Consider the following 18,415-nt stretch of genomic DNA (forward strand, 5'->3'; position numbering starts at 1 on the left):
GGTGGCGGATCAGCCCAACGATCAGGGAGTACCGACGTGGCAAGCAACGAGGTCGAACACGCATCCCACGGGCAGGCCGTCGAGTGGCGTCACGAGCCCACCGACGCTCCGTCGGCCCGGTTCGGCTGGCACGGCGAGGGCAGGAAGACCATGCGGATCGCCGCCGTGGTCTCGCTGGCCGCTTTGTTGTTCATGATCATCGGCAACCAGAAGGGTCACGTCGAGGACCTCTACCTCATCGGCTTCGCGGTGGTCCTCGGTCTCATCCTGCTGCGCGACTGGATCACCCATCGCGGCAAGTGGAAGAACGGCAGCTGGAAGAACTGAACGCGGCGGTCCGATCGCCTCAGCGTTCCTCGGCGGCGAGTTGGCCGCAGGCCGCGGCGATCTCCTGACCTCGGGTGTCGCGCACCGTGCACGCGACACCCTGCGCCTGCACGCGACGCACGAATTCGCGTTCGACGGGTTTCGGGCTGGCATCCCATTCCGACCCGGGGGTGGGGTTGAGCGGGATCAGGTTCACGTGCACCAGGTTGCCCAACGCCTTGCGCAGTGTCGTACCGAGCAGCTCCGCCCGCCACGGTTGGTCGTTCACGTCGCGGATCAGCGCGTACTCGATGGACACCCGCCGACCGGTGATGTCGGCGTAATACCGCGCGGCGTCGAGCACCTCGCGCACAGACCACCGGTTGTTGACCGGGACCAGGGTGTCGCGCAGTTCGTCGTCGGGACAGTGCAGCGACACCGCCAGCGTCACCGACATGCCCTCGTCGGCGAGTCTGCGGATCGCCGGGGCCAGACCCACCGTCGACACGGTCACCGATCGCTGCGAGATGCCGAACCCCTCCGGTGCCGGTGCGGTGATCTTGCGAACCGCGTCGATCACCCGCCGGTAGTTGGCCAGCGGCTCGCCCATGCCCATGAACACCACATTCGACAGTCGGCCCGGTTCTCCGAGGTCACCGTCGCGGAGGGCCGCGGCCGCGGCGCGTACCTGGTCGACGATCTCGGCGGTGGACAGGTTGCGGTCCAGGCCGCCCTGCCCGGTCGCGCAGAACGGGCAGGCCATCCCGCAGCCCGCCTGACTGGACACGCACAGGGTGTTGCGTTGCCGAACCGCGCCGAGTCCGTCCTGTTCCTCGTCGGTCTCGGCCGCCAGGTCGGTGGTCGTTCGGGTACCGGTGCCGTACCGCATCAGCACCGACTCCAACAATGTGCCGTCATGCAGCTTCCACAGCGTCTTGCGCGTCGCGCCGTCATCGCAGGAGATGGTGCGCACCACCGTCATCAGCGGCGGGAACAGCTGGTCGGCGACCGCGCCGCGCAACCCGACGGGTAATTCGGTCATCTGGTGCGGGTCCGCGTTCAACCTGCCGTAGTACTGCCGGGCGAGTTGATCGGCCCGGAACTTCGGCAGCCCCAGGCGCTGCACCGCGTCCACCCGGCCTGCGGCGTCGAGATCGGCCAGATGGGTCGGCGGCTTACCGCGTTTGGGCGCGTCGAACACCAGCGGGATTGCGGGACCGGGCATGGGTCCACGTTCTCGCACTTCGGGACGCAAATCCAATCCTCGGTCGCAATCGCACCGCGACCACGGTCACAGAACCCGCTCGATCCCGCCTGTCGACTGTTCTCACGGCGCCGCACGCGCGATCATGAGTTCATGACCAGTCATGATCGGGGCGCGCAGCACGAGTTCGAACCGGCCGAATCGGCCCCCGTCACCCCACGCCCCGAGGATCAGCACAAGCAGACCTCACCCCTTGCCGAGGTCAGACACACCCGGACCCGAGCCGTCTGGACGGGCCTGTTCGTGGTGGCGGTCATCGTCATCCTGCTGCTCGTGTTCATCGTGCAGAACCTCGACAAGACGCCAATCCACCTCTTCTTCTGGGATGTGACGCTGCCGCTGGGCGTGAGCCTGTTGATCGCCGCCATCGCCGGCGCCCTGATCGCCGGGATCATCGGTACGGCCCGGATCTTCCAGCTTCGTCGCGCGGTCAAGAAACAGCTCTGACCCGGGCCCGCCGTCCAGTCGATGATTGTTCGGCGATGTCGGCGACCGCGGCGAGCACCGCCTCGCGGGTGTCGGCGGGAAGCCGCTCTGCCACCTTCACCCGGAGGACGAACGGCGGCGGCACGGGCAGGGCGCCAATCATCCGGAGCCCCTCCGGAACGCCGTCGACGACGGGCAGCATGGTGACCGCGACCCCTGCGCGCACCACCGATTGCAGTCCGGCGAGATCGGGTGTCTCGCAGACCACCTGGTGGTCACGGTCCGCCTGGCGCAGGACGTCGACGATGGGCTCCCGCAGCGCACAGGGGGCGTCGAACAGCGCCACCGGTAACGGCTCGTCGTCGAGCGTGAAGTCGGTGGCGCCCAGCCAGACCACCGGGATCCGCACCGCGTCGGCGCCGGCCCGTTCGTCGGGTGGTGGCCGGTCGTCGACACCGTCGAGGTAGATCGCGACGTCGGCGTCGCCGTTGGCGTGCGCGGCGGCCACCCGATCCGAACGGTCCAGCCGGAACCGCACCGTCTCCTCGGGCAGTCGCGCGCGTAACAAGGCCGCCAGGGCCGGAACCACGCGGTCGGCCGCGTGCTCGGTGGTGGCCACCGTGATGGTGCGCGGGACGGGCACCTGCATCCGCTCCACCGCACGGTCGTGGGCGGCGAGAATGATGCGCGCCTCACCGAGCAGCACGTCGCCGGCGTCGGTGAACCGGCTGACGCGGCCGACCCTCTCCACCAACGCGGCGCCGGTCTCGGACTCCAGGCGCCGGACGTGTTGGCTCACCGCGGATTGCGTCAGGTGGAGCGCCACCGCGGCACGATGGAACCCGCCGTAGGTGGCCACCGCAACCAGACTGCGCAGCGGGGTGATGTCCAACGTCGGGCTCATGGCGCCATCCTATTCCGATCAGTACAGCTGATCAATCACGATCAGTGATCATTGTTGGACCGTGCGGGGTTTCTGCCGTGAGGATCGGAACATGCGTATCCCCCTCGGGCTGGCCGCCGCGATCGTGGTCTTGTGGGCATTCGGGTACCCCCTCGGCGCCCTCGGACTGACCGCCATGTCGCCGATGCTCCTGCTGACGTTCCGCTTCGCCCTGTCGGCGGCGGTGGTCGGGGCGATCGTGGTCGCGCGACGGGTCGCGCTACCCCGCGGTCGCGACCTCGCACACGTCTGCGTGGCCGGGTTGCTGGCCCAGGCCGTGCAATTCGGCGCGGTGTATCTCGGACTGCAGATGGGTGTGCCGTCGGTGATCGCGGCGCTGGTCATCGCGTTGAACCCGGTGGCGACGACGATGCTGGCCCGTCCGTTGCTGGGCGTGCGGCTGACCCGACGGTCGGTGGTCGCCATCGGGCTCGGTGTACTGGCGGTGGTGGCCGCGTGTGCGCAGCGGCTCGCCCAGGTCGGCCCGTTGGACGCCGGGGTGGCGCTCACGCTGCTGGGCCTGCTGGGACTCGCGGTGGGCGGGGTCTATCAGCAGCGGTTCTGCTCGCACATCGACGCGATGGCGTCGAATGCGGTGCAACTGGGGATCGCAACGGTCCCGACCGCGGTGATGGCGCTGGCCATCCCCCAGTCGGTGACCGACCCGGTACGCGCGGCATGGGTGATCCCGCTGATGGTGCTGTTCTCGTCGGCGCTGTGCACCACGTTGTACCTGCGGGCGGTCACCATGGTGGGCGCGGCGTCGGCGTCCATGTTGTTCACCGTCATCCCGTCGGTGTCGGCTCTGCTGTCGTGGGTGATGCTCGGGCAGCGGCCCGACGTCGGGGTGTACGCAGGCCTGGCGCTGGGGGCATCGGCACTGTTGGTCGCCCGCCGCGGCGCGGGGGCGGCGCGCGTCCCGGTGCGGACCACGGTGGCACGACGCCTGTCGGTCAGAGCAGAGCGCTCAGCACCGCCCAGACCACGAACGCCGACGGCAGCAGCGAATCGAGCCGATCCATGATTCCGCCGTGTCCCGGGAGCAACGTCCCCATGTCCTTGATCTTCAGGTCGCGCTTGATCTGCGACTCCACCAGATCGCCGAGGGTCCCGCAGATGACCAGCACCGGCCCGAGCACGGCGCCGACCCACCATGCCGCGTCGACGAGATAATGGACGATGAGTACGGCTCCGACGGTGCCGAACACCAGTGAGCCGGCCATCCCCTCCCACGACTTCTTCGGCGAGATGGCGGGCACCATCGGGTGCTTGCCGAACAACACGCCCGCCGCGTAGCCCCCCACGTCCGAGCAGACCACCACGATCATCAGGGTCAGCACCCGGGCCGAGCCGTGCGGTTGCAGCACCATCAACGTGCCGAAGGCCGCCAACAACGGCAGCCAGGCGAGCACCAGCACCGACGCGGCGAGATCCTGCAGATAGTTGATCGGCGCCGCGCTGCGACCCTGCGACAACAGTTTCCAGATCATCATCACCAACACCGTGGTGACGAACGCGACCAGGATGCCGGTGGTCCCCCACGGCCAGCCGGACCAGATGACGGCCTGACCGCCGACCAGCAGTGGGACCAGTGCGACGTGCCTGCCGCCGTCGCGCAGCCGCTTGCTGACCTCCCAGGTGGCGACGGCGAACGAGACCGCGACCACCACGTACCAGAGCTTGGGGACGAAGACGACGACCAGGATGACCAGGATGCCCAACGACGCCCCGACTGCGATCGCAGCGGGAAGGTTGCGCCCGGCCCGCGACTTCGCGGGCGCCGGCCCGTCGGGGGCATCGACCGCTGCCGGAGCCACCTCGTCCTCTGCTGCCACTACCGCCTTCTTCTCCTCAGTACACTTCCCGATCCCGGCTCCGCCGGGCGCCACGGTCACCGCACTCAGACCTCGAGAAGGTCCTCTTCCTTGTGCTTGACGAGTTCGTCGATCTGGCCGACATATCCGGCGGTGGTCTTGTCGAGTTCCTTCTCGGCACGGGTCACCTCGTCCTCGCCGGCCTCACCGTCGCGCTGGATGCGCTTGAGCTCGTCGAGAGCCTTGCGGCGCACGTTCCGGATCGAGATCTTGGCGTCCTCACCCTTCGCCTTGGCCTGTTTGACCAGTTCCCGACGTCGTTCCTCGGTGAGCTGCGGCACCGCGACGCGGATGATGTTGCCGTCGTTGGTGGGGTTGACACCGAGGTCGGAGTTGCGGATCGCCGTCTCGATGTTCCCCAGTTGCGAGGTCTCGTAGGGCTTGATCACCACCAACCGCGCCTCGGGAGTGTTGATCGACGACAGCTGGGTGATGGGTGTCATCGCGCCGTAGTAGTCGATGGCGATCCGGTTGAACATGCCCGCGTTGGCCCGGCCGGTACGGATGGACCCGAGGTCGTCACGGGCCACCGTGACCGCCTTCTCCATACGCTCCTCGGCGTCGAACATCGCTTCGTCGATCACGGCCCTGCCTCCGTCTCCTCGTTGTGCCTGTTCCTGAACCCCGGTTGGGTTGATCGACCCCCTGGTCGGTTCAGGTCGACACCAGTGTCCCGATCTTCTCACCCGCCACCGCACGGGCGATGTTGCCCTCCTGCAGCAGGTTGAAGACCAACATCGGCATCTTGTTGTCCATACAGAGACTGAACGCGGTGGCGTCGGCCACCTTGAGGTCCTGTTCGAGCACGTCGCGATGGGTGATCTCGCGGTACAGCACCGCCTCGGGATTGGTCCGCGGATCGTCGGAGTACACCCCGTCGACCGCCTTCGCCATCAGCACGACCTCGGCGCCGATCTCCAGCGCGCGCTGGGCCGCGGTGGTGTCGGTGGAGAAGTACGGCAGCCCCATGCCGGCACCGAAGATGACCACGCGACCCTTCTCGAGATGACGCCGGGCGCGCAGCGGGAGATAGGGCTCGGCCACCTGACCCATGGTGATCGCGGTCTGCACCCGGGTGGCGATACCGCGTTTCTCCAGGAAATCCTGTAGGGCCAGGCAGTTCATCACCGTGCCGAGCATGCCCATGTAGTCCGACCGGGAGCGTTCGAGACCGCGTTGTTGCAGCTCCGCGCCGCGGAAGTAGTTGCCACCGCCGATGACCACCGCGACCTGCACGCCGGATTCGACCACCTCGGCGATCTGGTCGGCAACGGTGGAGACGACGTCGGGATCGAGACCCACCTGACCGCCACCGAACATCTCGCCACCGAGTTTCAGCAGCACCCGACCGAATCCGGGACGAAACGGTTGCGCGGCGGTTTCGGTCGACTCCCCGGTCTCGGCTCCAACACTGTCGGTCATCGAATCTCCCTCATCGGCGGTTGGCGCGGTCCGGCGGGACACGGATCGCCGAGGGCGACCGGTCCGGTCAATCTTATGCACTGCAGACGCGAATCCCGGTACGACCTGGAGGGTCGTACCGGGATCGCGAGAAACGAACGGCAGATCAGGCCTGACCGACCTCGAATCGGCTGAAGGCCGCCACGGTGACGCCGGCCTCGTCCAGGATCTTCTGGACGGACTTCTTGTTGTCCTGCACCGACGGCTGATCGACGAGCACGACGTCCTTGTAGAAGCCGGTGACGCGACCCTCGACGATCTTCGGCAGTGCCTGCTCCGGCTTGCCCTCTTCCTTGGCCGTCTGCTCGGCGATGCGGCGCTCGTTGTCGACGATGTCGGCAGGCACCTCGGCGCGGGTGACGTAGCGGGCGCGCAGCGCGGCCACCTGCATGGCGGCACCGTGTGCGGCCTCGGCGGCCCCGGCACCGTCACCGGTGTACTGCACCAGGACACCCACCGCGGGCGGCAGGTCGGAGGCGCGCTTGTGCAAGTAGTGGGCCACCGGGCCGTCGTAGTACACCACCCGTCGCAACTCCAGCTTCTCGCCGATCTTCGCGCTCAGCGACTGCACGGCGTCGGCGACGGTCCCGCCGTCGAGGGCGGCGGCGTTCAGGGCGTCGAGGTCCGACGTCTTGGCCTCCAGGGCGGCGCCGACGATCTTGTCGGCCAGCTCCTGGAATTCGGCGTTCTTGGCGACGAAGTCGGTCTCGGAGTTGAGCTCGATCATGACACCGTCGCGGGCCGCGACCAGACCCTCGGCCGTGGAGCGCTCGGCGCGCTTGCCCACGTCCTTGGCGCCCTTGATGCGCAGTTCCTCGACGGCCTTGTCGAAGTCGCCGTCGCTGTTGACCAGCGCGTTCTTGCAGTCCAGCATTCCAGAGCCGGTGAGCTCGCGGAGACGCTTCACATCGGCTGCGGTGTAGTTCGCCATCGTCGGCGACCCTCCTCGATTCAAGGTGTGAATGGGATCGGTGAGTTGTCGGTGGGCACGGATGAGCTCGGGACGCGCTCCTCGGACCAGCGCAGAACGCGCCGGTCCGAGGCGATCGTGCGAACCGTCGAACCCGGTGATCAGGCCTGCGGTGCGGTTTCCTCCGCGCCACTGGCCGGCGGGACCGTGGCTGCCTCGGCAGCGGCCGGGGCCTCCGCAGCGGCGGCCGGGGCCGCGGCCTCGGTCAGCAGCTCTTGCTCCCACTCGGCAAGCGGCTCACCGCCGCCGGCCTCCGGCTTGGTGTCACCGGCGGCGTTCTGGCCCGCGCGGGCCTGCACACCCTCGGCGACGGCTGCGGCGACCACATGGGTCAGCAGCGCGGCGCTGCGGATCGCGTCGTCGTTACCCGGGATCGGGTAGTCGACCTGATCGGGATCGCAGTTGGTGTCCAGGATCGCGATGACCGGGATGTTGAGCTTGCGTGCCTCACCGACAGCAATGTGCTCCTTGTTGGTGTCCACAACCCAAATTGCGGATGGCACCTTGGACATGTCTCGGATACCACCGAGGGTCCGGTCGAGCTTGGTCATCTCACGCGTGAGCATGAGGATTTCCTTCTTGGTGCGTCCCTCGAACCCACCGGTCTGCTCCATGGTCTCGAGTTCCTTCAGGCGCTGCAGGCGCTTGTGGACGGTCGAGAAGTTGGTGAGCATGCCACCGAGCCAGCGCTGGTTCACGTACGGCATCCCGACCCGGGTCGCCTCCGCGGCGATGGACTCCTGGGCCTGCTTCTTGGTGCCGACGAACAGGATGGTGCCGCCGTGGGCGACGGTCTCCTTGACGAACTCGAACGCCTTGTCGATGTAGGTCAGCGTCTGCTGCAGGTCGATGATGTAGATGCCGTTGCGGTCGGTGAAGATGAACCGCTTCATCTTCGGGTTCCAGCGACGGGTCTGATGACCGAAATGAGCGCCGCTGTCGAGCAGCTGCTTCATGGTCACGACAGCCATGAGTACTTCCTTTTGTTGTGCAGTTGATGTCGACGTCCGTGTGGTCGCCGACCCTGACGCCTGACACCGTGATGGAACCCGGACCGGCCGGGACCGCCCACACGGTCGGATCGTGGTGCACCGATGACGATGCGATCCGCTCGCAGACGTGCGAAGTCACTCCACCCGGCGGGTGAAATGCGTTGACGAGTCTACGCCGACCGCTCGCAACCACGAAATTGCGGGGTGAGCTGGATTTTCACCGAGCCGGGATCCGCCGGTGGAGCCGGTGCGTCCGATGATCGATGAGAACCCCGCCGAACACGACCCCGACCGTCCACCGCGCCGGGTCGCACCCGCGCGACCGTCCGTGGCGACCGGTCGCGGTGGTGACCGTGCTCGAGATCGCCGTGCTGGTCGTGGGCCTGTGGGTCGCGCCGTCACCGGCGTCGGCCACGCCGATCAGCGCGTCGACCGGCGGCTACGGCTGGCCGATCCAACCGCGTCCCAGGGTGGTGACCCCGTTCTCACCGGGTGAGCACCGGTGGCAGCCGGGCCATCGCGGCGTGGATCTGGCCGCCGCGCCGGGGACGGTGGTGGTCGCCGCCGGAGCGGGGACCGTCCACCACGTGGGCGTCGTCGCCGGACGGCCGGTGGTGTCGATCCTGCACCCGGATGGTCTGCTGACCACCTACGAACCGGTGGACCCCGGCGTCCGTGCGGGTCAATCCGTCGCCCGTGGGGATCCGATCGGCACGTTGCTCGCCGGCCACCCTGGCTGTCCGACCGCGGGGTGTCTGCACTGGGGCGCGCGCCGGGGGGCGGGGCATGCGGCGACGTACCTCAACCCGCTGGGCCTGGTGAGCGCGTTGCGGGTGCGGTTGCTGCCGCTGGAGCGGTGATCGCTCACGCCCGCGGGTGCGCCTGGGCGTGGACCGCCCGCAGTCGTTCCACGCCGACGTGGGTGTAGAGCTGGGTGGTCGCCAGCGACGCGTGACCGAGCAGTTCCTGCACCACCCGCAGATCGGCACCACCTTCGAGCAGATGCGTGGCGGCGGAGTGCCGGAATCCGTGCGGCCCGATGTCGGGAGCGTCGGGACGGGTCGCGACCACCCGATGCACCACCGTCCGCGCGGCCCGCTGATCGAGCCGTCGCCCCCGTACCCCCAGGAGCAGAGCGTCACCGGATGCGGCGGTGGCGAGGTCACCGCGCCCGCCGCGCAGCCAGGTCTGCACCGCGTCGCGGGCCGGGGCGCCGAACGGGACGGTGCGCTCCTTGTTGCCCTTGCCGAGCACTCGCAGCACCGACCGGGAGAAGTCGACGTCGCCGACGTCGAGCCCGCACAACTCCCCCACCCGGATGCCCGTGGCGTACAGCACCTCGACGATGACCCGGTCACGCTGGGCCACCGGATCACCGGTGCCGTCGGACGGGTCGGTGCGCAGGGAGTCGAGCACGTCGGAGACCTGATCGGTGCCGAGTACCGACGGCAGCACGCGGTGCGCCTTCGGTGCCTCCAGTCGTGTCGACGGGTCAGTACCCAGCAGGCCGTCGCGCGTGGCCCAGGCGCAGAACGACTTCACCGACGACACCCGGCGCGCGACCGTCGTGCGCGCGGAACCGCGGCGTGCGGTCTCGGCCAGCCAGGCCCGGAGCACCGCGAGATCGATGTCACCGACACCCACACCCCGTGCCCCCGCGAAACTGACCAGCGACCGGACGTCGCCGAGGTATGCGCGCACGGTGTGGGCGCTGCGCCCTTGTTCGAGGCGCAGAAAGGCCGCGTAGTCGTCGAAGACGTCACCGGAGGACACGTCCACCACCACAGTCGGCGTTCGCCGCCCGCGCAAGCCGACGCACCGGAGTCGGTCGGATCACCCCGCGGGCTGGGCGGCCTCCTCCTCACGCCGGAGGTCGCTCTTCCACTCGCGGAAGCCCTCCTCGGTGCGACCGCGGCGCCAGTATCCCGAGATCGAGGCGTTGGCCGCGCTCACCGACCGCTCCCTGCGGATGTACTTGCGCAGGTTGTGCATGACCGCGGCGGCCTCCCCGTGGATGAACACCTGCGGGTCGCCGTCGAGCCATTCGGAGGATCGGACCGCGGCGACCAGGGGCGCGTTGTCTCCCGCCCCCTCGTCGTCGACCTCGAAGGAACTCGCGCCCCGATGTACCCAGGTGATGTCAGCCCCGCTGGGCGCGGTCAGTTCGATCTCGTCGTCGGGACCGGAGACCTCGATGAACGCCTTGACCCGAGCGGTGTCGGGCATGCCTTCGAGCGCCGCCGCCAACGCGGGCAACCCGGACTCGTCGGCGGCGAGCAGGTGCCAGGATGCCTCGGGGTCGGGTCGGTATCCGCTACCCGGGCCGACCAAGGCGATCTCGTCACCCGCCTCGGCGTCTGCCGCCCACGGACCCGCGACACCCTCGGAGCCGTGGACGACGAAGTCGATGGCGAGCTCACCGCGGCCGGAGTCCACGGATCGGACGGTGTAGGTCCGCAACGTCGGCTGCGCGTCCGCCGGGAGTTCCGCTCGGATCCGTTGCAGATCGAACGGATCCGGATACTCGGCGCCGGCCACCGGGAAGATCAGTTTGACGTAGGCGTCGGTGTCCTCGGTCGCCTCGAACTGGGCGAACCCCGGACCGCCGAGGAACACCCGCACCATGTGTGGGGTCAGCCATTGCTTCCGCTGGACCGTCAGCGTGATCGCAGTTCTCGCCATGTCGCCTCCCGACTCGCAGTTCCGACTCGACCATACACTTCGATTTAGGGGACCCTAATTCGACGTATCCCGCTCGGCGGCCAGGCGCCAGGTGGAGCCGTCGCCGACCACCAGACCGTGGGCCTCCATCATCGCCAGGGCCGGCCGGACCTCCGCGGCCGTGAGACCGCTGGTCACCGCGATCTCGGTGACGGTAACCGCGCCGTGACGCGGGATCGCGTCGTGGGCACGACGTCCGGTCTCGTCGAGGATGTCGGTCACCCGATCGGTGACGACCGGCCGGCCACCCAGGGCAGAGTCGCCGACCCGACCGCCGTCGGGCGCGACCAGACGCGACACCGCCCCGGCGTCGACCACCAGGTGCGCCTGTCCGTCGGCGATCATCCGGTGACACCCCAGCGACGTTGCGGAGGTGACCGGCCCCGGCACCGCGCCGAGGGGGACGTCGAGTTTGCGAGCCCACGCAGCGGTGTTGGCGGCGCCACTTCGCGCACCCGCCTCCACCACGATCACCGCTGACGAGAGGGCGGCGACCAGACGGTTGCGGGTGAGGAACCGGTGCTTGGCCGCCGTGGTCCCGGGCGCGTACTCGGTGATCACGAGCCCGGTGGACGCGATCTCGGAGAGCAGGCGGGCGTGGCCCGCCGGGTAGTCACGGTCGATGCCGCAGGCCAACACGGCCACCGTGGTCCCGCCCGAGGCGAGCGTCGCCCGATGGGCCACCCCGTCGATACCGTAGGCACCGCCGGACACCGTCGACCACCCGTCCAGGACCAGATCGGAACTCAGCCGCGCGGTGACGTGTTCGCCGTAACTCGAGGCGGCCCGAGACCCGACCAGAGCCACCGACCGGCCCACCACGTCGCTGAGCGGTGCCTGCCCACGCACCCACAGCGCCAACGGCGGACCGCCTCGCGTCGCGGTGTCGGCGACGGACAGGCGCAACAGTTGCCAGGCCGGCCACTCGGCGTCGTCGGGGGTGATCAACCGAGCGTCCACCGCCTCGGCGACGCGCAGGTGGTCGACGGCGCAGTCGAGGTGATGACGCGCCTCGGTCGCAGCGCGGACGTCACGATGACGCCCGGGAAGCGGGGTTCGATCGCGGATGGCCCCGGCGGCCTCCACGGGACCGACCTCGGCGACCAGGTTCGCGACCGCCGCACAGGGTGGTTCGGCGACGGCGGCCAGGTAGGCCCAGGCCGATCGGACGGTGTCGTCGGTCATGCGTACCCCCGATCCCGGAACAACAATGCCTGTGCGACCTCGGACTCGGTCGGGGACTCACCGCCGCGTAGATCGCACAACGTCCATGCCAACCGCAGCGCGCGGTCGGCTCCTCGCGCGGTGACGCGACCGTCGCGCAGGAACAACTCGATCGGACGGGTCACCGTGGGCGATAGTCGGAACCGTTGCCGTAGAGCCGATCCCGGCACCTCCGAGTTGGTGAGCCAACCGTGGTCGGACCAGCGGTCGATGGCCGCCGCGCGCGCTGCCATCACCCGTGCCCGAACCAGCGCGCTCGACTCCCCCACGGGGTTCATCAGCGCCGCGTTACCGGGTGGATCCATGCGTACCCGGATATCGACCCGATCCATCAGCGGGCCGGACAGGCGACCGAGGTAGCGCCTGCGGGTGGTCGCCGAGCAGATGCAGTCGACGTCGTTGGCCGGTGCGCAGGGGCACGGATTGGCGGCCAGGATCAGCTGGAACCGCGCAGGGTAGGCGGCGGTCCCATCCCGCCGCGGGACGCGGATCTCGCCCTCCTCCAGCGGTGTTCGCAACGTGTCGAGCACCTTCGGACTCAGTTCGGCACATTCGTCGGATGAAACAGAAGGACACCCAACCTGCTATAATTAGGTTAGGTAACGACAATGTACGACAGTCCACACCCCCACCAGCGCAACATCATTCAGCCTTCAGCTGCAATCTACTCCCGCATCTCGTCGGACAAGACGGGAGCTGGGTTGGGGGTCGAGCGACAGGAGGCGGACTGTCGGGAACTTGCCGAACGGCTCGGAGTGAGCGTTGATCATGTACTCGTCGACAACGACCTCAGCGCCTACTCCGGGAAGCCGCGCCCTGCGTACGAGGAACTGGTCGAACTGATCAAGACCGGGGGAATCGACTATGTGCTCGCGTGGCACACCGACCGGCTGCATCGCTCAACGACGGAGCTTGAGGACTATGTGACGTACTCCGAACAGGGCCACGTCGCGACGCACACGGTCAAGGCCGGCCACCTCGACCTGGCTACCTCCTCCGGTCGATTCCAAGCGCGCATCATCGGGGCGGCAGCACGCTACGAGGTCGAGCACATGGTGGAGCGACAGAAGGCGGCAAAGCTCCAGGCAGCGCGTGAGGGGAAGTACCTCGGTGGTCAGCGCCCGTTCGGTTTCGAGCCTCGGCGTGTGTCCCTCCGCGAAACCGAAGCCGCCTTGATCCGCGAGATGGCCACGGCGGTCATCGCTGGCGGCTCGTACTGGTCCGTCGCGGTCGACCTGAACCGCCGCGGCGTCACCACACAGCACGGCAAGGAGTGGAACGCGTTGAAGGTGCGCAACGTGCTCATCCGCCCCATCAACGCCGGCATCGTTCGACACGAGGGAGTCGACCACCTTGCCCAGTCCCCCGCCATCCTGACTAAGACGGAGTGGCAGCAGCTGCACGTGGCCATCGAGCGCAATCGTCGAAAGTCGTCACACCCAGGGGTTTATCGAAAGCATCTACTGACAGGCTTCCTCTACTGCGGTGAGTGCGGCCAAGCCCTGCGTCATAAGAGCAAACAGCAACGTGACGGGTCATACCGAACCTGCGTCGCCTGCGGGACCACCGACAGTGAAACCGGACTAATGCGGGGGTGCGGGCGTGTATCCCGAATGTCAGACCCCATCCTCGACCTCGTTACCGACGCCGTGGTGTACCGCCTGAGCACGCCAGAACTCGTACAGGCGATGCGGGAAGCCGAAGGCACCTCGGACACAATCGAAGAGTTGCGGACTCGTCAGGCGACGATCGATGCGCGGATCGCGGAGGCTACGTCCGACTACTACATCAATCGGTTGCTGACGCGGGACCAGTTCGAAGCGACCAAGGCCCAGCTCGACGCCGAGTTACAGTCCATCAGTCGTGCGCTCGGGCGGGAGACATCGCTGCTGGCCAACGCGGAGACCGAAGCTGACTTCCCCGCGACGTGGGACAACGCGACGCTGCAGTGGAGACGCACCATCCTTGCGGAACTGATCAATCAGATCATCGTGCATCGACGACCACGCGTGCCCGGCTACACCTACCCCGGCTACAAGCAATGGCGGTTTGATCCGGACCTGATCGAGATCAGGTGGCGGGTGTAGTAACCCCCTCACACCGAATCGCGTAGTCGCTTCATGATTTCGGTCGCACGCAGGAACATCTGGGTTCCATTCTCGTTCGCGGCCTCGATCTTGTTGTTGAGGTGCGGCAGCAGCCCACTCGCCTTCACGATTTGCAAGACGTTGATGACCTGAAAGTGGTCTTCAACTAGCTCTGACACCATGTCGACGAGCTCATGGATGTCATTCTTAACATCCGGGCTGGCGTTGGTCGCTTCGATCTTGCGGACAACCACGTTCTCGGCTTCGTGAACGGTTTCGGACACCAAGTCCTTAGCGTAGCCGATGTCATGGCTAATGCCGTAGTCAAGAATTACAGCTGCAAGCTGCGCGAGTCCCTTGTTGCGGTATCGGTAGAAGGTTGACGTAGCGACCACTTCACGGACTCGTCCGGCTGATTCGTTGACGGGCACTCCTAGGGCCTGCTGTGCAGCGTTAGCGTTGTTGCTTGATCCAAGTTGGGCGACCAGATTCGACAACACATCGACTGTCTCGGCGAGTGAACCATCACCGAGGCACTTTCTGATGATCTCTGGGTTTACGAGACCCAAGTTTCCAACCTCTAGGTCACCACCAGCACACAGCTGTTTCAATTCCGTAACTATTCGATCCTGCGGCGTCTTAGGCGACGTCATCAACCACCTCCGAGTAGAACAACTTGAAACTACCTGAGAATTATTGGGAACACTTGGTACGGATCGCCACAGTTACGGATTCTCAAAAATTCGCGCGATCAGACTACTTGTGCCCAATGCTTCTCACACGCTGGACCTGTCTGGTTTGCCGGTTTACGGTGAAGGAGCAATCAGGTCTGACCTGGGGGTATGTGTTCCTCGACAACTTCATACGAGCCGAAAGGCTCCTTCGTCCTCATCGCCAGGGCGGCACGAGCACCCAGAGCGTGGTGCCCGCCCAAGGCGACGAGCTCTTGTGTGAGATGTCCTGCTAGGTCACTTCGGTTCAAGAAAGGAGGAACCTTATGAAAAACTCAACTGGTTTGCTGTGGGCGCTTGCCGCCTTGCTTATCGCTGCGTCATACTTCGGACCCATTCTGGTCCAGTCGTACGGCGTGATTGTGCTGATCGGCATCATCATTTTGGTGCTCTTGTTGATCTCCGGCTTCTTCCGACGGCGTTAGTACGAACAGTTGATTATTCGCCCAAAAGTTAGCGAATGTGCGAAGCTTGGTGTATATGGAAGGAGATTTCATATACACCTTGCTTTCTACATTGACCATCGCGCTTCTCTGCGCGATTCCTTGGATAGGATTGAAGTACACGATGGGTATTCAGGGTCAACGAAGTCGCGATCTGGGTCGGAAGACCTACCGGATCGTCTTTCCACCAAACGTCAAGCAAGAGCAAGTGGCGGCGTGGGTACGATCCGCCGGTGGCGGCCTGGACAACAAGCTCGGCGCGATGGTGTCCCGGCCAACGATCGTGTTCGAGCTGCATGGGAAGAACTTCGCGCTCGAACACCGCATCCGCATCCCGCTCTCGGGTAAGCAGCTCGACTCGCAAGACGGGATGGACGTCGGCGCGCTTGACTCCTATCTCATCCAACAGCTGCGGGCCACCATCCCGAACATCGTCATCACCCCCGTGCGCGACGACAAGGACGAGCCGCTCGAGATGATGTACGGCGTCGAGATCAACATGACCGACACCACCAGGATGCTGCGCATGGCGAGCGTCGCCGACCACGCGAACCGGGTGCTCGCGTCTGCAGGCCCGCTGCGAGAGGGCGAGCATGTCGTACTCAGCTGGGTCGTGTCTCACCCGCGCCAACCTAAGGCTCCCGAAGCCGACGGTTCGACCCGCAGTTCGAAGTCCTCGTGGTTGAGCATGTTGCTCGGAAGTCCTGCCGCGGGTCGCGACGAGCTCCAGGATCGACGCAGCAAGGTGGTCGAGCCGTCGTTCAACGCCATCGCCCGTATCGGAGCGGTCGCCGTTGATGACAAGCGTGCTCGCGACATCGTGTCCAGAATCGAACAGGCACTGAAGTCGGAGAACAACAGCCACGCGTATTTCGTCTCCCACAAGAAGTCACCACGGACCATCAGCGCTCGAATCAACGAGGGCACCACCCCCGCGATGTTCAAGACAATGCTGAACACGTCGGAGCTGATCGGGGTGCTCGGGTGGCCAATCAACGGTCCCCAGGTTGCAGGTTTGGTGTCGGGCGCGGTGCGACAGCTGCCGCCGTCGGGCGCGATTCCGATTCAAGGATTTCCCATCGGCGAAGCGAACTTCGCCGGCGCGGAGCGACCGTTGGCCTATGACGCCGAGCAGGCCTGCCGCCACACCTGGGTGCCAGGTATCAGCACGATGGGTAAGACGACCTGGATGTTGAATCTATTCAAGTCGGTCGTCGATGCGGGACATGGTGCGGTCATCCTCGACATGAAGAAGGATATGGCCGAAGGAGCAATCGAGTACGTCCCGCGACATCGCCTCGGAGACGTGATCTACATGGACTTCACCGACGCCGAGCGCGCCATCGGTTACAACCCGATGGAGTTCGGCAAGCCCTCGGTTGTCGCCGACACGATCACCGAACTGATCCACAATGTGTACAAGGACGAATCAGGTGTCCACATGCGCCAGCAGCTGTACTACGCAATCACGGCGCTGATGGAGGCTGGGCGCGCGACCGGAAAGACCTATACCCTCCTCGATGTCCAGCCGCTGCTCAATCCGCGCGGGAGAGATGAAGTCGCCTGGCGCGATGAGATCGTCAATAACATCGCCGATCGCCGGACCGCACGCTGGTTCACTGAATGGAAAGCCATGAGCGATCGTGAGAGGTCGACCAACCTTACGGCCCTCCTCAATCGCTATTGGCAGTTCGAACGGTCGGAACTGGCAAACATGATCGATCAGAGCAAATCCGCCTTCTCGATGCACGACCTGATCGCGAACAACAAGATTTTGATCGTCAACATGCGAGGCATGGACCAGTCGACGACGGCCGTACTTGCGGCCGTACTGCTCATCAACGGTGCATGGCAGGCGGTTCAAGCGTTCACCCCGGAGCGCGCCAACTTCCTGTTTCTCGATGAGTTCCACGACATCATGCGAATTCCAATCGGTTTCGAGTCCATGCTGGCTAAAGCACGCGCCGCGAAGTTCGGGATGATCTTGGCCAATCAGGAGATGAACCAGCTCACCCGCGACATGCAGGCAGCTGTACTGGCGAATGCGACGACCAAAGTGGCCTTTAAGGTCAAGCACGACGACGGCCGTACGCTGAGCCGCGAGGCCAGCCACAACATGGTCACGGCAGAGGACTTCGCGAATCTGCAGAGCTACCACGCCATCGCGACCATCGCCACGCCCAACAGTGGAATCGCGCCGCCGGTCACGCTGACCACCTACCCCCCGGCAGCCACGTACGGCATGGGTGGCGAGATCGTCCGGCGCGCGCACCGGATGTCGCAGTCGGCCGGGTTTACCGAGACTGAGTCTCTTAAGCGCCGTACAGCGAATAAGCGGCCGCGTGACTGGGTAACCGACACCCCCGGCGAGAAAGACATCGACGATGTATAGCCCTGAATACAAGCAAGTTTGGTGCGACGGCGTCCACCCCGTCCTCGACTCCGACCACCACAGACTGGTTCAGTGTGCGGCGTCAAAAGCATCCAAGATCTCAGCGCGAATCCGCCCTCTGGGTGAGACGTCGTAGTTGTTCTTCCCGGCCCACTCCCTGATAGCCGCCAACTGATCCTTGCTGCGCCCGGAGCCGGTGTTGGATCGACCGTCGCTCGCGGCCTTCCTTCCACGTCCGCGCTGACCCTTCACCTCGGCGGCGGCGTCGACGAACGGCTGGATCGCTTTGTCGAACTTCGCCGCATTCTTGTCTGTCAGGTCGATCTCATACGACTTGCCGTTGTAGCTAAACGCCACAGTGTTGATGTCACCCTCGTCGACAACCGTGCCATCGAGATCATCGACGAACTCGATGATGGTCTGTACGTTGCGCGCCATGATTGCCCCTTTTTGTTCTTAGACTCAAATCGACAGTAGCATATGACGCGTTTAGAGCCGTCGTGACAGCCGAACCAGCCCTACATGCACAAAGAGCGCCGATCTATAGTCACGGCGCTCACAGTGGCTCTCACGAAGCTGAG

The 18,415-nt window shown here is 65.9% G+C and carries 19 protein-coding genes and 1 pseudogene; 7 read left to right on the forward strand and 13 right to left on the reverse strand.

What is annotated here, in order from left to right:
- Positions 1-36 precede the first annotated feature (36 nt).
- Positions 37-327: a DUF2631 domain-containing protein gene (locus BW971_RS13285; protein WP_076480362.1), complete on the forward strand. Its 291-nt coding sequence runs from the start codon at positions 37-39 to the stop codon at positions 325-327.
- Positions 328-346: 19 nt separating this feature from the next.
- On the opposite strand, the gene rlmN is transcribed toward BW971_RS13285, so the two are convergent.
- Positions 347-1,531, reverse strand: coding sequence for a dual-specificity RNA methyltransferase RlmN (gene rlmN / locus BW971_RS13290; protein ID WP_076480364.1), 1,185 nt, complete (start codon positions 1,529-1,531; stop codon positions 347-349).
- 132 nt (positions 1,532-1,663) lie between these two features.
- Between rlmN and BW971_RS13295 the strand changes: the two genes are divergently transcribed.
- The gene (locus BW971_RS13295) at positions 1,664-2,017 is read left to right on the forward strand and encodes a LapA family protein (protein ID WP_076480367.1); all 354 of its coding nucleotides are present in this window, start codon (positions 1,664-1,666) and stop codon (positions 2,015-2,017) included.
- Here the strand turns inward: BW971_RS13295 and BW971_RS13300 are convergent.
- Positions 2,001-2,900, reverse strand: a complete 900-nt coding sequence (locus BW971_RS13300) for a LysR family transcriptional regulator (protein WP_076480369.1) — start codon at positions 2,898-2,900, stop codon at positions 2,001-2,003. The two genes, BW971_RS13295 and BW971_RS13300, sit on opposite strands and share 17 nt — an antisense overlap.
- A gap of 91 nt (positions 2,901-2,991) precedes the next feature.
- On the opposite strand from BW971_RS13300, the gene BW971_RS13305 reads away from it, so the two are divergent.
- Positions 2,992-3,963, forward strand: coding sequence for a DMT family transporter (locus BW971_RS13305; protein ID WP_076480732.1), 972 nt, complete (start codon positions 2,992-2,994; stop codon positions 3,961-3,963).
- On the opposite strand, the gene BW971_RS13310 is transcribed toward BW971_RS13305, so the two are convergent.
- The 5 genes from BW971_RS13310 to rpsB all read right to left on the reverse strand — a co-directional run bounded on the left by BW971_RS13310 (position 3,893) and on the right by rpsB (position 8,215).
- The gene (locus tag BW971_RS13310) at positions 3,893-4,774 is read right to left on the reverse strand and encodes a phosphatidate cytidylyltransferase (RefSeq protein ID WP_083710027.1); all 882 of its coding nucleotides are present in this window, start codon (positions 4,772-4,774) and stop codon (positions 3,893-3,895) included. The genes BW971_RS13305 and BW971_RS13310 overlap by 71 nt on opposite strands.
- 65 nt (positions 4,775-4,839) lie before the next feature.
- Positions 4,840-5,397 (reverse strand): ribosome recycling factor, encoded by a 558-nt coding sequence (gene frr, locus BW971_RS13315; protein ID WP_076480371.1) that lies wholly within the window; start codon positions 5,395-5,397, stop codon positions 4,840-4,842.
- 70 nt (positions 5,398-5,467) lie between these two features.
- Positions 5,468-6,235: a UMP kinase gene (gene pyrH, locus BW971_RS13320; protein WP_076480373.1), complete on the reverse strand. Its 768-nt coding sequence runs from the start codon at positions 6,233-6,235 to the stop codon at positions 5,468-5,470.
- A gap of 145 nt (positions 6,236-6,380) precedes the next feature.
- On the reverse strand, positions 6,381-7,205 hold the full coding sequence (tsf, locus tag BW971_RS13325; protein ID WP_076480375.1) for a translation elongation factor Ts: 825 nt from the start codon (positions 7,203-7,205) through the stop codon (positions 6,381-6,383).
- Between the two features lie 140 nt (positions 7,206-7,345).
- Entirely contained in the window at positions 7,346-8,215 is an 870-nt protein-coding gene (gene rpsB / locus BW971_RS13330; RefSeq protein WP_076480376.1) for a 30S ribosomal protein S2, read from the reverse strand.
- Between the two features lie 284 nt (positions 8,216-8,499).
- On the opposite strand from rpsB, the gene BW971_RS13335 reads away from it, so the two are divergent.
- Positions 8,500-9,096 (forward strand): M23 family metallopeptidase, encoded by a 597-nt coding sequence (locus tag BW971_RS13335; RefSeq protein WP_083709965.1) that lies wholly within the window; start codon positions 8,500-8,502, stop codon positions 9,094-9,096.
- 4 nt (positions 9,097-9,100) lie between these two features.
- On the opposite strand, the gene BW971_RS13340 is transcribed toward BW971_RS13335, so the two are convergent.
- The 4 genes and pseudogenes from BW971_RS13340 to BW971_RS13355 all read right to left on the reverse strand — a co-directional run.
- Positions 9,101-10,009: a tyrosine recombinase XerC gene (locus BW971_RS13340; protein ID WP_234974402.1), complete on the reverse strand. Its 909-nt coding sequence runs from the start codon at positions 10,007-10,009 to the stop codon at positions 9,101-9,103.
- 60 nt (positions 10,010-10,069) lie between these two features.
- Positions 10,070-10,918, reverse strand: a complete 849-nt coding sequence (locus BW971_RS13345) for a siderophore-interacting protein (RefSeq protein WP_076480380.1) — start codon at positions 10,916-10,918, stop codon at positions 10,070-10,072.
- A gap of 54 nt (positions 10,919-10,972) precedes the next feature.
- A complete protein-coding gene (dprA, locus tag BW971_RS13350; RefSeq protein ID WP_076480382.1) occupies positions 10,973-12,142 on the reverse strand; it encodes a DNA-processing protein DprA in 1,170 nt (389 codons plus the stop codon).
- Positions 12,139-12,738 (reverse strand): annotated as a pseudogene (locus tag BW971_RS13355) (ATP-binding protein); the annotation flags it as partial. The pseudogene BW971_RS13355 and the gene dprA, both read right to left, overlap by 4 nt.
- Before the next feature lie 51 nt (positions 12,739-12,789).
- Here BW971_RS13355 and BW971_RS13360 point away from each other — a divergent pair.
- Positions 12,790-14,268, forward strand: a complete 1,479-nt coding sequence (locus BW971_RS13360; RefSeq protein WP_076480384.1) for a recombinase family protein — start codon at positions 12,790-12,792, stop codon at positions 14,266-14,268.
- A gap of 8 nt (positions 14,269-14,276) precedes the next feature.
- Here BW971_RS13360 and BW971_RS21215 read toward each other — a convergent pair whose 3' ends face one another.
- Entirely contained in the window at positions 14,277-14,921 is a 645-nt protein-coding gene (locus tag BW971_RS21215) for a hypothetical protein (RefSeq protein WP_143690355.1), read from the reverse strand.
- 344 nt (positions 14,922-15,265) lie between these two features.
- Between BW971_RS21215 and BW971_RS21505 the strand changes: the two genes are divergently transcribed.
- Entirely contained in the window at positions 15,266-15,424 is a 159-nt protein-coding gene (locus BW971_RS21505; protein WP_159441861.1) for a hypothetical protein, read from the forward strand.
- A gap of 142 nt (positions 15,425-15,566) precedes the next feature.
- Positions 15,567-17,834, forward strand: a complete 2,268-nt coding sequence (locus BW971_RS13375) for a type IV secretory system conjugative DNA transfer family protein (protein WP_159441862.1) — start codon at positions 15,567-15,569, stop codon at positions 17,832-17,834.
- Positions 17,835-17,903: 69 nt separating this feature from the next.
- Here the strand turns inward: BW971_RS13375 and BW971_RS13380 are convergent, their stop codons facing one another.
- Positions 17,904-18,272 carry a histone-like nucleoid-structuring protein Lsr2 gene (locus BW971_RS13380; RefSeq protein ID WP_076480392.1) on the reverse strand — a complete coding sequence of 123 codons (369 nt, stop codon included), beginning with the start codon at positions 18,270-18,272 and terminating at the stop codon, positions 17,904-17,906.
- Between the last annotated feature and the right edge of the window lie 143 nt (positions 18,273-18,415).

It is taken from the genome of Williamsia sterculiae (assembly GCF_900156495.1).
Taxonomy (GTDB): Bacteria; Actinomycetota; Actinomycetes; order Mycobacteriales; family Mycobacteriaceae; genus Williamsia_B; species Williamsia_B sterculiae.